Source organism: Streptomyces sp. BF23-19, from assembly GCF_041106355.1.
Classification (GTDB): domain Bacteria; phylum Actinomycetota; class Actinomycetes; order Streptomycetales; family Streptomycetaceae; genus Streptomyces; species Streptomyces virginiae_A.
Map to the genome: position 1 here is coordinate 136,593 of NZ_JBGBPT010000006.1, position 12,256 is coordinate 148,848.

Consider the following 12,256-nt stretch of genomic DNA (forward strand, 5'->3'; position numbering starts at 1 on the left):
GTCAGCCCGCGGCCGGGACCTTCTCGAGGACTGCGACGCTCCGGTCGGCGGGGGCCCGGTCGGCCTTGGCCTTGCGGGGCACCAGCAGGGCCAGGCCGGCGGCGAGGGCGACCGCGCCGGCGCCGATCCACAGGGCGGGGATGGTGCCGTCGGTGAAGGCCTGCGGGGACTCGTAGCCGCCCTGGGCGGAGAAGACCGAGGCCAGGACCGCGACGCCGAGGGCTCCGCCGACCTCGCGCAGGGCGTTGTTGGTGCCGGAGGCCTTGCCCTGGTCGGCCGGGGCGACGGTGGACATCAGGACGTTGGCGGCGGGGGCGAAGTAGAGGGCCATACCGATCCCGCTGAGGATCAGCGGCGGGAGCTGGGCCGCGTACGAGACGTCCGCGCTCAGGATCGCCGCGAACCAGCCGAGACCGAGGGCCTGGAAGGCGAGCCCGGCGGCGACGACGGGGCGGCCGCCGATGCGGTCGGAGAGGATCCCGGCCAGCGGGGCGACGAGCATCGGCATTCCGGTCCAGGGGAGCATGCGCAGGCCGGCCTCGGTGGGCGAGTAGCCGGCGACGCCTTGGAGGAACTGGCTGAGCAGGAAGATCGAGCCGAACATGCCGAGGAACATCAGCAGGCTGGCCAGGTTGATCCCGAGGAAGCCGCGGTCACGGAAGAGCCGCATGGGGAGCATGGGGTTGGCGTTGTTGAAGCCGTGGTGGATGAAGCCGCCGACGAGCGCGGCGCCGACGATCAGGCCGGTCAGGACGGTGGCGCTGGTCCAGCCCTCGGAGTTGGCGTTGACCAGGGCGTAGACGATGCCGAAGAGGCCGCCGCTGATGAGCAGGGTGCCGGGGACGTCGAGGCGCGCGCCGGGGGCGGTGGATTCGGCGAGGCGCAGGCGGGCGAGCGGGATCAGGGCGAGGCCTATCGGCACGTTGAGCCAGAAGATCCACTGCCAGGAGATGTGCTCGGTGAGGCTGCCGCCGATGAGGGGGCCGCTGGCGACGGCGAGGCCGGTGACGGCGCCGTAGATCCCGAGCGCCATGCCACGGCGGGCGGCCGGAACGGCGGCGGTGAGCAGGGTGAGGGTGAGCGGCATCATGATCGCCGCGCCGACGCCCTGCACGGCGCGGGCGGCGATGAGCGCGTCGATGCCGGGCGAGAGGGCGGCCGCGGCGGAGGCGCCGGTGAAGATCGCGAGGCCCACGATGAACAGCCGGCGGCGACCGAAGCGGTCCCCGAGGGCGGCACCGAACATGAGGAGGACGGCGAAGGTGAGCGTGTACGCGTTCACCGTCCATTCCAGGTCCTCCAGCTTGCCGCCGAGGTCCTCCCGGATGGCGGGGAGGGCGGTGGTGACGACCAGGTTGTCGAGTGCGGCCATGAAGCTGGCCACGCCGGTGAGGATCAGGGCCCAGACGGCGGGCCCGCGGAGCTTGGTGTCGGTGTCGGGTGTGTTCACGATTCCCCCTACTTCGTTAGTTATTGATGACTAACTTCATCGATCATGCGAAGCCGCGCCGGACAGCCGGCACGGAGTTCACTCACTTCTCCAGGCGCCCCTTGACGACGGCATCGGGGTAGAGACCCTGCCAGACCCGATGCCCGGGCGGGAACCCCATGGCGGCGAGGGTGTTGATGAGCATCCCGTACGCCATGAAGGTCGTGGTCTCCCCCGCGTCCGCGCCGAGCGGCACGTGCACGGTGTCCCAGAGCTCCATCCAGCCCTTGCGGACCAACTCGCCGAGCTCGTGATCCCCGGCCGCCTCGGCGGCGGCCACGGTGACGTACATCTGGAGCTGCATCTGGAGCTTGTCGGGATCCTCGACGATCAGCTGGGTGTACGCGTTGGCCATGGCCTGCTGCGCCTCTTCGCCGCGCAGGCCTTCGACCGCGGCGGCGAAGACCTCGCGGGTATCCCTCAGGCAGCGCTCGGAGGCGGCCAGGAAGATCGCCTGCTTGTTGGGGAAGAGCCTGAACAGATAGGGCTGCGAGACCCCCACCCGCTTGGCGATCGCCTCGGTGGACGTCCCGTAGTAGCCACCCCGGGCGAACTCATGCATCGCCGCCCGAATGACACTCTCACGCCGCTCGTCCGCGCTCATCCTGACCATGCGACAAAGTTATTGCTCAATCACTAACCAAGTCAAGTGGCGAGGCGAGCCGGGGTTGCGGGGTGGCGGTGGCCGACCGGCCACCGTCCGGCCTGCCCCGCCCGCCTCGCCCCAAGAAGAAGGGCGGCGGCGCCGTTTCGGCGCCGCCGCCCTGCTCGTTTCGTACCGTCGGCTCAGGCCAGTTCGACCACCGCGCGGGACATGCCCAGGACCTTCTGGCCCGCGCTCATGGCCGTCAGGTCGACCCGGACGCGGTTGTCGTCCAGCTTCGCGGCGACCTTCGCGGTGACCTCGATCAGCCCGCCCTGGTCGTCGTTGGGGACCACGACCGGCCTGGTGAAGCGCACGCCGTACTCGACCACCGCGCCCGGGTCGCCGACCCAGTCGGTGACCACGCGGATCGCCTCGGCCATGGTGAACATGCCGTGCGCGATCACGTCCGGCAGTCCGACCTCCTTGGCGAACTTCTCGTTCCAGTGGATCGGGTTGAAGTCGCCCGAGGCGCCCGCGTACTGGACGAGCGTGGCGCGCGTCACGGGGAAGGACGCCGCCGGCAGCTCGGTGCCGACCTCGACGTCGGCGTACTGGATCTGCGCTGCCATGTCAGGCCTCCTCGGGGGCGCGGGAGACGAGCTTCGTCCACGCCGTCACCACGTGCTCGCCGGTCTCGTCGTGGACCTCGCCGCGGATGTCGATGACGTCATTGCCCGCGAGCGACTTCACGGACTCGATGGTGGAGGTCACCGACAGGCGGTCACCGGCGCGCACCGGGCGGGAGTACGCGAACTTCTGGTCACCGTGCACGACGCGGCTGTAGTCCAGTCCCAACTGCGGGTCCTGGACGACCTGGCCGGCGGCCTTGAAAGTGATCGCGAACACAAAAGTCGGCGGAGCGATCACATCGGGGTAGCCGAACGACTTCGCAGCTTCGGGATCGCTGAAGACGGGATTGGTGTCACCCACCGCAGCCGCGAATTCGCGGATCTTCTCCCGGCCGACCTCGTACGGATCGGTGGGCGGGTAGCTCCGCCCCACGAAGGACTGGTCGAGAGCCATGACTCACTACCTCCTGTTGAAGGGACACGAATGACGCAAGAACAAAGACAGGAACGGGCACGGAAACGACACAAGGCCGCCCCCAATGAAGGGGACGACCTCATGACGGTGCCTGTTATTCGAGACTTCGCTAGGGTCAGCGGGTCTCGCGGTGCGCGGTGTGCGAGTTGCAGCGCGGGCAGTGCTTCTTCATCTCAAGACGGTCCGGGTTGTTACGCCGGTTCTTCTTGGTGATGTAGTTCCGCTCCTTGCACTCCACGCAGGCCAGCGTGATCTTCGGGCGGACGTCGGTGGCAGCCACGTGAGTGCTCCTTGACGGAAATTGGGACGGATGAACGCATACAAGAGTAGCCGACCGGGAGACCGACCCCGCAATCGGCTACTGTGTGTAGCGGCGACCGGACTTGAACCGGTGACACAGCGATTATGAGCCGCTTGCTCTACCGACTGAGCTACGCCGCTTTGATGTGATCAGCTCCCCACCCGAGGGTGGGGAACCTCTCTCACCAGAGCCCCAATGCGGAATCGAACCGCAGACCTTCTCCTTACCATGGAGACGCTCTACCGACTGAGCTATTGGGGCGAGCGATGAAGACATTACACGGTTGCCTGCCGATCGCCCAAATCCTTTGCGGGGACAGGGCTCCGAGGGGGTTCGCGAGCCGCTCTCAATCACCCCATGGATCACTTCCGACCCACTTCTCGGGCAGATTGTGGTCGGGCTCACACTCCGACGGTCGCGGATCGGAGCCTTGGAGCCCGTCGGGGCGCACGTGCGGGCGCTCCGGCGCATGGCACCACACCGGTACGACTATTGCGCTCTTCCGCGAAGCGAGCAGCCCCGCGCCCTAGGCTCGGAGCACGCTGCGTGATCTTGGGCCGCGGGCCACGGCTCCAGGAACCGCCCGAGCCACCGCAGGAGCGCGATGTCCGACAGCCAGCCGCAGCAGCCGTTCCAATCGCCCCGCAGCGGAGGCGGAGGCGGCAACAGCAACGCGGCCGCAGCCGAGGCCACCACCCTGCTGCTGACCGGGGCGCGCCTCACCGACGGCCGCACCGTCGACGTCCGCCTCGGCGGCGGCCAGATCCAGGCCGTGGGCACCGCCGGCAGCCTCCCCGCCCCCGCGCTGTCCCGGGTGGACCTGACCGGTTACCTGCTGCTCCCCGCCCCCGCCGAGCCGCACGCCCACGGGGACACCGCGCTGACCGCCGACGCCGACGGGCCCGTGTCCTACACCCCCGACGAGGTCCAGCGCCGGGCCACCGAAGCCGCCCTGCTCCAGCTCGGCCACGGCGCCACCGCCGTTCGCTCCCACGTCCGCATCGGCGACGTGCACGGCCTCGGCCCCATGGAAGCCGTGCTCCAGGCCCGCCGCTCCCTGCGCGGGCTCGCCGACCTCACCGCCGTGGCCGTTCCCCGGCTGCTGACCGGGGTGGCCGGCGCGGACGGGCTGGCCATGCTGCGGGACGCGGTCAAGATGGGCGCCTCCGTGATCGGCGGCTGCCCCGACCTGGACCCGGACCCGACGGGCTTCCTCGAAGCCGTCCTGGAACTCGCGGCCGAGCACGGCTGCCCCGTGGACCTGCACACGGACGGTGACGACCCGGGCCGCCTCGCCCGGCTCGCGGCGATGGCCGGCGGGTTGCGCCCCGGAGTGACCATCGGCCCCTGTGGTGGTCTGGCCCGGCTCCCGTTGGACGCGGCCGCCCGCGCCGCCGACCAACTGGCCGCGGCCGGCGTACGGGTCACCTGCCTGCCCCAGGGTGACTGCGCGGCCCTGGAACGCCGCGGCCTGCGCACCGCCCCCGTCCGGCTGCTACGGGCCGCCGGTGTGCGTGTCGCGGCCGGCAGCGGGGCACTGCGGGACGCCGGGAACCCCGTCGGCCGTGGGGACCCGTTGGAGGCCGCGTATCTGCTGGCTTCCCAGGGAGGGCTCCGGGCGGCCGAGGCCTACGAGTCCGTCAGCGGCTGCGCCCGCGAGGCCATGGGCCTGCCCGAGGTCCGGGTGGAGGCCGGTTTCCCGGCGGAGCTGCTCGCCGTTCGCGGGGACCGGATCGCGGGCGTGCTGTCCCTCGCCTACAGCCGGATCGTGATCCACCGCGGGCGTGTCGTAGCCCGTACGAGTGCCGTACGGGAGTACTGCGACTCCGCCGTCGCGGTGGCCCTGGACCTGCCCCGGCAGGGCCGTACGGAGTCGGGTACCTGAAGTTCGCCGTCCGCTCGCGGGCGTCGGCGCCCGGCTCGTCGTACGGTCGGGTCATGCGCATCGTCATCGCGGGTGGACACGGTCAGATCGCGCTGCGGCTGGAGCGCCTGCTCGCCGCGCGCGGGTACGAGGTCGCGGGTATCGTCCGCGATCCGGCACAGGGCGACGACCTGAGGCAGGCGGGCGCCGAGCCGGTGCTCTGCGATCTGGAGTCGGCCTCGGTGGAGCATGTGGCGGGGATTCTGCAGGGCGCGGACGTGGCGGTGTTCGCGGCCGGTGCGGGCCCCGGCAGCGGGATCGGGCGGAAGGACACCGTGGACCGGGGCGCGGCGGTGCTGTTCGCCGACGCCGCCGAACGCGCCCGCGTACGGCGCTTCCTGATGGTCTCTTCGATGGGTGCGGACACGCATCACGGGGGCGACGAGGTCTTCGACGCGTACCTGCGGGCCAAGGGCGAGGCCGATGACCACGTACGGACCCGGCTGGGCCTGGAGTGGACGGTCCTGCGCCCCGGTTCGCTGATCGACGACGCCGGGACGGGCCTGGTCCGTCTGGAGGTGCAGACGGGCCGCGGGGCCGTCCCGCGCGACGACGTGGCGGCGGTGCTGGCCGAGTTGGTCGAGACCCCGGCGACGGCGGGCCTGACCCTGGAGCTGGTCTCGGGTTCGACGCCGGTACAGGTGGCCGTGAAGGACGTGGCGGGCAACTGAGGCCGAAGCCCTGGCAGTCCGACGGTCCGACGGTCCGGTGACTCAGAACCCGGCGCTGATCTTGTCGTCGGACCGGCCGACGGAATCCTGCTGGTACCGGTCCTCGTACGCCTGCCGGATCCGTTCGATGCGCGTGCTGCGCTCGTCGGCGTCCTTCTCCGGGTAGAGCAGGACCACCTCGTACGAGGTCTCGCGGACGATCTTGCCGTCCTGGCCGCGCCACTGGCCGTACCCGTCGTGGAGGGTCAGCCCCTCGGGGAAGGCGGGGGTGATCTCCAGGTCCAGGAACCTCATGAACTCGCGTTCCTCGACCGGGTTGCGGCCGTCGGCCCGTTGGGTGCCGAAGTACAGCCGGGTCTCCTGGTAGGGCTGCCCGACGTCCGTGTGGAGGGCCGCTCCCACCAGAGCCGGAATCCCTGCGCCGAGCAGGGCCATGAGAACCCCACCGCCGACCTTCCCGCGCGTGTCAGATGTCCATTTCACCCCTGGTGAACGAACCGGAGCCGCCGACGTTGCGGCCGTGATCCGTGCGTCGTCCGGCGACGGCGGGAAGCCCGCCCGTCCGTGGTGGCGGGCGGGACGGGCTTCCGGTCGGTGCTGTGGTGCGGCAGTGCGGAGGTGCGGCTACCAGTAGATGACTACGTAGCCGTCGCCGCCGTCCTTGCCGCGGGAGCCGGAGTTGCCGATGGCCCGGTTGGTGCCGCCGCCGCGGCCGCCGTCGCCGCCCACGGCCGTGCCGTCCGGGAGCTGGACGATGCCGTCCGCGGTGCCACCGCCGGTGCCGTCGGCGTTGCCCGGGTCACCGTTGTGGTTGACGCCGCCCGAGGAGCACGTTCCGGTGCCGCCCAGGCCGGGCGTGCCGGGCTCGCCGGGACCGCGGTCCGCCGCGCCACCGCCACCGCCACCGGTGCCACCGGTGGCGGTGAGGAGCACGGTGTTGCTCGACGCCACGGTCAGCGACGTGGTGGTGCCCGCGCTGCCGGCGGTGCCGTTGGCACCCGGTGCGCCGCCGAGGCCGTTGGCGCCTCCGGTGCCGACGTCCACTCCGTAGTCGGCCAGGGGGGTGACCGGGATGACGCACCAGGTGAAGCCGCCCCCACCGCCGCCACCGCCGTGGCCACCGGTGTTGTTGCGCGCGGCGGCGGCACCGTCCGCGTCCGCGGTGCCCTCGGCCCCGGTGTTCGGGTTGTTCGGGTTGTTCGGGTTGCCACCGCCGCCACCGTTGTTGCGCGCGGAGCCGCCGCCACCGCCGCCGCCACCGCCGGCGCCCCATGCCTGGACGAACACCGACGTGACGCCCGGCGGCGGGGTGAAGGTGTTGTCCGAGGTGAACTGCCGCAGGCCGTGGACGACCAGGGGGGCGTGCTTCTTGTGCTTGTCGTGCTCCGACAGCGCGTGCTTCTCGCTGTCGACGGGCTTCATGTTCTGGTGGCCCACCGGCTTGGGCCCGTCCGCAGAGGCGGCCGGAGCCAGCGCGATCAACTGGCCGGTGAGGGCCGCCGCAGCGGCGATGGAGGCGAGCAGAACCCGGGAACGCCCCCGGGGCCGTTGAATCGTCGCCGACTGATGGATCAGGTTCATGGCTTCCTTACCCGCCGGCGCCGAGGGCTACCGCGGGATGCGATGGGAGGGGTGCGTGCGTCACGCGCCGCCCATCCGACCTGGCCGCGGCCTCGCCGGGGCGCTGGCAGGGCCGGGACTGTGGCCCGGTCAGGTGAGTAGTTCATCTGACCGGAGCAATTTCGAGGTGGTCGCCCGGGAACGTCGGGAACGAAAGAACCCCCGCTCACTGTGATTCCACAGATGAACGGGGGTTCCACTCGCGTGGCGGCGCCAGGGTTCGAACCTGGGTAGGCTGAGCCGGCAGATTTACAGTCTGCTCCCTTTGGCCACTCGGGCACACCGCCAAGATTTGCTGCCATTTTTTCCGCCTCGCGGCGGCGCTCCCTGGCAACGACGTAAACGATACCTGATGACCGGGGGTGCTTCACCACCGGATTGATCAGCGCCACGGGTGGGCGCGGTGGCTAGGCTTTGCCGAGCGGTCCGGGCATGTCCGGCCGCGCCCTCCGGGGTGATCGCAACCGACTTCAAGGAGCCACAGCACATGGCCGACTCCAGTTTCGACATCGTCTCGAAGGTCGAGCGGCAGGAGGTCGACAACGCCCTCAACCAGGCCGCCAAGGAGCTCTCGCAGCGCTACGACTTCAAGGGAACCGGCGCCACGATCGCCTGGTCCGGCGAGAAGATCCTGATGGAGGCGAACTCCGAGGAGCGCGTGAAGGCCGTCCTCGACGTCTTCGAGACCAAGCTGGTCAAGCGCGGGATCTCGCTGAAGGCGCTGGACGCCGGGGAGCCGCAGCTGTCCGGCAAGGAGTACAAGATCTTCGCCACGATCGAGGAGGGCATCTCCCAGGAGAACGCCAAGAAGGTCGCGAAGATCATCCGGGACGAGGGTCCCAAGGGCGTCAAGGCCCAGGTCCAGGGCGAGGAGCTGCGCGTCAGCTCCAAGAGCCGTGACGACCTCCAGGAGGTCCAGGCGCTGCTCAAGGGCAAGGACCTGGACTTCGCGATCCAGTTCGTGAACTACCGCTGACCCTGTTGCGCGACCTGCCCCACGCCGGCCCGGCGGTCTTCACCGACCGCCGGGCCGCGGCGGTCGCGAAGGGGGTGTGTGCGGGGCGTGTGCGGCGCACGCGCCACCGCGGCCTCCTGTGGTCACTTGGGACGCGATGAGTGCGCCCACCACGCTGGGTGGCATCACATCACCGCGTGGCAGGGGGATCTCGCATGCCTGGGGCCGGCACGTTTCGCGATGACTTCGGGGCGTCCGTGGTCGTCGCGCTGGTCGCTCTACCTCTGTGCGTCGGGGTGGCGGTCGCCTCCGGGGTGCCTGCCGAGCTGGGGATCGTCACCGGGGTCGTCGGCGGGCTGGTCACCGGATGGTTCCGCGGGAGTTCCCTCCAGGTGAGCGGTCCCGCGGCCGGTCTCACCGTCCTCGTCTACGAGGCGGTGCAGGCGTACGGCCTTCCCGCGCTCGGGGTACTGGTGCTGGCCGCCGGGGTGGTGCAGCTGGGTATGGGGATGCTGCGGCTCGGGCGGTGGTTCCGGGCGATCTCCGTCGCCGTCGTGCACGGGATGCTGGCCGGGATCGGGCTGGTGCTGATCTCCGGGCAGCTGTACGCCCTGGGCGGCGTGGAGGCTCCGGGGCAGACCCTGGCGAAGCTGCGTGGGGTGCACGAGCTCGGGTCGCAGGCCGACTTGGCCGCCGTGCTGCTCGGGGTCGGGACGATCGCCGCCATGGTCGCCTGGCGCCGGGTGCCCGCCCGGCTGCGGATCGTGCCGGGGGCGCTCGTCGGGGTGGCCGCCGCCACCGCCGCGGCCGTCCTGCTGCGGCTGCCCGTCGAGAAGGTGCGGGTGACGGGCGTGCTGGCAGCCGTGTCCCCGCCCGGCTGGGGCGACTTCGAGGTGCTGGCCTCGATCGGCGCGGCGGGCACCGTGGTCGCGCTGGCGCTGATCGCCTCCGCGGAGACGCTGTTCAGCGCCGCGGCCGTGGACCGCATGCACGACGGGCCGAGGACCGAGTACGACAAGGAACTCATCGCCCAGGGCGTGGGCAACAGCGTGTGCGGGCTGCTCGGCGCGCTGCCGATGACCGCGGTCATCGTGCGTAGCGCCGCCAATGTGGAGGCCGGGGCCCGGACCCGCGCGGCCAGGGTGCTGCACGGTGGCTGGCTGCTGCTCTTCGCCGTGGCGTTTCCGCGGCTTCTGGAGATCGTGCCGCTGGCCGCGCTGGCCGGGGTGCTGCTGCACGCGGGTTGGAAGCTGCTGCCGGCCAAGGCGGTGGCCGCGTTGTGGCGGACGCACCGGGGTGAGGCGGTGGTGCTGGTGGTCACGGCCTCGGCGATCGTGGTCACCAATCTCTTCGAGGGGGTGCTGATCGGGCTGGGGCTCGCCGTCGCCAAGGCGGCCTGGGAGACCTCTCACGTGCACATCGAGGAGGTGTGGGAGGACGAGGCGCTGTGCGTGCAGGTCCTGGGCAACGCCAGTTTCCTGCGGCTGCCCAAGCTGCTCGACGCCTTGGACGCGCTGCCGCACGGGCAGCCGGTGCGGCTGGATCTGAGCGGGCTGCGCCATCTGGACCATGCCTGTCTGACGGCCCTGGAGGGTTGGGAGCGCACACGGTCGCCACTGCCCGGCCGGGAGGGCGTCATCTAGGGGAGTTACCCTCCGCCGGTGGAAGACGAGTTGAAGCGCACTCTGGGGGTGTCCGACGCCGTCGTCGTCGGGCTCGGCGCGCGATGGTGGGCGCCGGTATCTTCGCCGCCCTGGCTCCGGCGGCGGGGGCGGCGGGCGGTGGCCTGCTCGCCGCTCTGGGCGTGGCGGGTGTCGTGGCCTACTGCAACGCGCATTCCTCGGCGCGGCTGGCCGCCCGGTATCCGGCCTCCGGTGGCACGTACGTGTACGGGCGCGAGCGGCTCGGGCCCTTCTGGGGGTATCTGGCCGGCTGGGGATTCGTGATCGGCAAGACCGCGTCCTGCGCGGCGATGGCCCTCACGGTGGGGGCGTATCTCTGGCCTGGGCAGCAGCGTGCCGTGGCCGTCGCGGCGGTGGTGGCGCTGACCGCCGCGAGCTACGGGGGCGTGCAGAAGTCGGCCCGTATCGCCCGGCTGATCGTGGCGGTGGTCCTGGCGGTGCTGGCCGGGGTGGTCGTGGTGTGCCTGTCCTCCGGGGCGGCCGCCCCGGGGTGGCCGAGCGGATCCCCCCAGGGGATCTTCGGGTTGTTGCAGGGCGCGGGTCTGCTGTTCTTCGCCTTCGCGGGCTATGCCCGGATCACCACCCTGGGCGAGGAGGTGCGCGACCCGGAACGGACGATCCCGCGGGCGGTGCCGATCGCGTTGGGGATCGCGCTGCTGGTGTACGCCGCGGTGGCGGTGGCGGCGCTGTCGGTGCTCGGCGCGCAGGGGCTGGCGCAGTCGTCGGCCCCGCTCGCCGACGCGGTGCGGGCGGCCGGGCGGCCCGGACTGGCCCCGGTGGTCCGGGTGGGTGCGGCCCTGGCCGCGTTGGGCTCGCTGCTGGCGCTCGTGCTCGGGGTGTCGCGGACCGTCCTGGCGATGGCCCGGGACGGTCATCTGCCGCGCGCGCTGGCGGCGGTGCATCCCCGGCATCGGGTGCCGCACCATGCGGAGCTCGCGGTGGGTGCGGTCGTGGCGGTGCTGGCGGCCACCGCCGATCTGCGGGGCGCGATCGGTTTCTCCTCCTTCGGAGTGCTCGCCTACTACGCGATCGCGAACGCCTCCGCGTGGACTCTCGATTCAGCTGTCAAGGGTCGGGCCGTGGCAGTGGTCGGGCTGTCCGGCTGTGTGGTGCTGGCGTGTGCGCTGCCTCTCGCGTCGGCGGCCTGGGGGGCGGCGGTGCTGGCGGTGGGCGTACTCGTGTACGGGGTGCGGGGGCGGCTCAGATCCGGGATCTGAACTCGGCCCAGGGCGCCAACTCCAGGTCGCACTCCTCCCCCAGTTCGGACTCCTCGCAGAACCACGCGGTGCCGTCGAGCCAGCCGTGCAGCCAGCTGGCCAAACTCGGGGCGTCGATGGACCAGGCGAGGTCCGGCTCCCCCGGATTCGGGTCGAACAGCAGGACCTGGCCGGTTTCGGACCAGCAGTCGACGCAGGCGTCCATGCCGCAGCCGAAGTCGGCCACGGGCAGTACGCCCTCGGGCCAGCGCCACCCGGAGGGCCGTCGTTGCTCGTACCCGAGCACCGCCTGACGCAGCGACAGCAGTCCTTGGCCGGGGCCGAATCCGCCGTCGCCGACGCGTGTGTAGAGCGAGGCGAGCAGGGGCGGCAGGGCGAAGCCGAGTATGGCTTCGGCGCGGGTGATCTGCCCGGTGTCCACCGGCCCCGGCAGGGGCCTTCCCCGCCGCTCGTACCCGCGCACGGAGGTGCGCACGTGGTCCGTGACTTGCTCCAGCAACTGCTCGGTCTCGTTCATGCGTTCATGGTGACGCACACCACCGACAACCCGCTCGGCCTGTGGACAACTCGGTCGAGGACCACGGCCAGGCCCTGTTCCCGCAGGTAGGTGCGCATCTCGGAGGGGCTGCGGGGGCGGGCGGTCAGCGGCAGGGTCCCGAGGCAGCTGTGGGCGCCGGCGGGTCGGCGAAAAGGTTCTCCGCCGACCC

The 12,256-nt window shown here is 71.4% G+C and carries 13 protein-coding genes, 3 tRNA genes and 1 pseudogene; 5 read left to right on the forward strand and 12 right to left on the reverse strand.

Features of this window, described 5'->3' with window-relative positions:
• Nucleotide 1: 1 nt before the first annotated feature.
• From AB8A24_RS05900 to AB8A24_RS05930, 7 genes are all read right to left on the reverse strand, one after another.
• Entirely contained in the window at nt 2-1,450 is a 1,449-nt protein-coding gene (locus tag AB8A24_RS05900; RefSeq protein ID WP_369475002.1) for an MFS transporter, read from the reverse strand.
• A gap of 82 nt (nt 1,451-1,532) precedes the next feature.
• On the reverse strand, nt 1,533-2,102 hold the full coding sequence (locus AB8A24_RS05905; protein ID WP_266483004.1) for a TetR/AcrR family transcriptional regulator: 570 nt from the start codon (nt 2,100-2,102) through the stop codon (nt 1,533-1,535).
• Nucleotides 2,103-2,275: 173 nt separating this feature from the next.
• On the reverse strand, nt 2,276-2,704 hold the full coding sequence (locus AB8A24_RS05910; RefSeq protein ID WP_030758157.1) for a MaoC family dehydratase: 429 nt from the start codon (nt 2,702-2,704) through the stop codon (nt 2,276-2,278).
• 1 nt (nt 2,705) lies between these two features.
• Nucleotides 2,706-3,158, reverse strand: a complete 453-nt coding sequence (locus tag AB8A24_RS05915) for a MaoC family dehydratase N-terminal domain-containing protein (protein ID WP_328962080.1) — start codon at nt 3,156-3,158, stop codon at nt 2,706-2,708.
• A gap of 136 nt (nt 3,159-3,294) precedes the next feature.
• A complete protein-coding gene (gene rpmG / locus AB8A24_RS05920) occupies nt 3,295-3,459 on the reverse strand; it encodes a 50S ribosomal protein L33 (RefSeq protein ID WP_003956487.1) in 165 nt (54 codons plus the stop codon).
• Between the two features lie 88 nt (nt 3,460-3,547).
• Nucleotides 3,548-3,620: transfer RNA gene (locus AB8A24_RS05925), tRNA-Met, on the reverse strand.
• A 48-nt stretch (nt 3,621-3,668) separates the two neighbouring features.
• Nucleotides 3,669-3,741 (reverse strand) — tRNA-Thr (locus tag AB8A24_RS05930).
• Between the two features lie 343 nt (nt 3,742-4,084).
• Between AB8A24_RS05930 and AB8A24_RS05935 the strand changes: the two genes are divergently transcribed.
• The gene (locus AB8A24_RS05935) at nt 4,085-5,365 is read left to right on the forward strand and encodes an amidohydrolase family protein (RefSeq protein ID WP_369475004.1); all 1,281 of its coding nucleotides are present in this window, start codon (nt 4,085-4,087) and stop codon (nt 5,363-5,365) included.
• 53 nt (nt 5,366-5,418) lie between these two features.
• Nucleotides 5,419-6,075, forward strand: a complete 657-nt coding sequence (locus AB8A24_RS05940) for an SDR family oxidoreductase (RefSeq protein WP_369475005.1) — start codon at nt 5,419-5,421, stop codon at nt 6,073-6,075.
• A 42-nt stretch (nt 6,076-6,117) separates the two neighbouring features.
• Here AB8A24_RS05940 and AB8A24_RS05945 read toward each other — a convergent pair whose 3' ends face one another.
• From AB8A24_RS05945 to AB8A24_RS05955, 3 genes are all read right to left on the reverse strand, one after another.
• Complete coding sequence (locus AB8A24_RS05945) at nt 6,118-6,510, reverse strand: DUF3574 domain-containing protein (protein WP_369475007.1); 393 nt, start codon at nt 6,508-6,510, stop codon at nt 6,118-6,120.
• Between the two features lie 189 nt (nt 6,511-6,699).
• Complete coding sequence (locus tag AB8A24_RS05950; RefSeq protein WP_328962082.1) at nt 6,700-7,656, reverse strand: hypothetical protein; 957 nt, start codon at nt 7,654-7,656, stop codon at nt 6,700-6,702.
• 244 nt (nt 7,657-7,900) lie between these two features.
• Nucleotides 7,901-7,982: transfer RNA gene (locus AB8A24_RS05955), tRNA-Tyr, on the reverse strand.
• Between the two features lie 200 nt (nt 7,983-8,182).
• On the opposite strand from AB8A24_RS05955, the gene AB8A24_RS05960 reads away from it, so the two are divergent.
• From AB8A24_RS05960 to AB8A24_RS05970, 3 genes and pseudogenes are all read left to right on the forward strand, one after another.
• Nucleotides 8,183-8,671 carry a YajQ family cyclic di-GMP-binding protein gene (locus AB8A24_RS05960; RefSeq protein WP_030009008.1) on the forward strand — a complete coding sequence of 163 codons (489 nt, stop codon included), beginning with the start codon at nt 8,183-8,185 and terminating at the stop codon, nt 8,669-8,671.
• Nucleotides 8,672-8,865: 194 nt separating this feature from the next.
• Complete coding sequence (locus tag AB8A24_RS05965; RefSeq protein ID WP_369475009.1) at nt 8,866-10,293, forward strand: SulP family inorganic anion transporter; 1,428 nt, start codon at nt 8,866-8,868, stop codon at nt 10,291-10,293.
• Nucleotides 10,294-10,311: 18 nt separating this feature from the next.
• Nucleotides 10,312-11,549 (forward strand): annotated as a pseudogene (locus AB8A24_RS05970) (APC family permease).
• Here the strand turns inward: AB8A24_RS05970 and AB8A24_RS05975 are convergent.
• Both AB8A24_RS05975 and AB8A24_RS05980 read right to left on the reverse strand, forming a co-directional pair.
• The gene (locus AB8A24_RS05975; RefSeq protein WP_369475011.1) at nt 11,533-12,066 is read right to left on the reverse strand and encodes an SMI1/KNR4 family protein; all 534 of its coding nucleotides are present in this window, start codon (nt 12,064-12,066) and stop codon (nt 11,533-11,535) included. The pseudogene AB8A24_RS05970 and the gene AB8A24_RS05975 sit on opposite strands and share 17 nt — an antisense overlap.
• Nucleotides 12,063-12,256, reverse strand: a 194-nt coding sequence (locus AB8A24_RS05980) for a hypothetical protein (RefSeq protein WP_369475012.1), incomplete at its 5' end; no start/stop codon positions are given. The genes AB8A24_RS05980 and AB8A24_RS05975, both read right to left, overlap by 4 nt.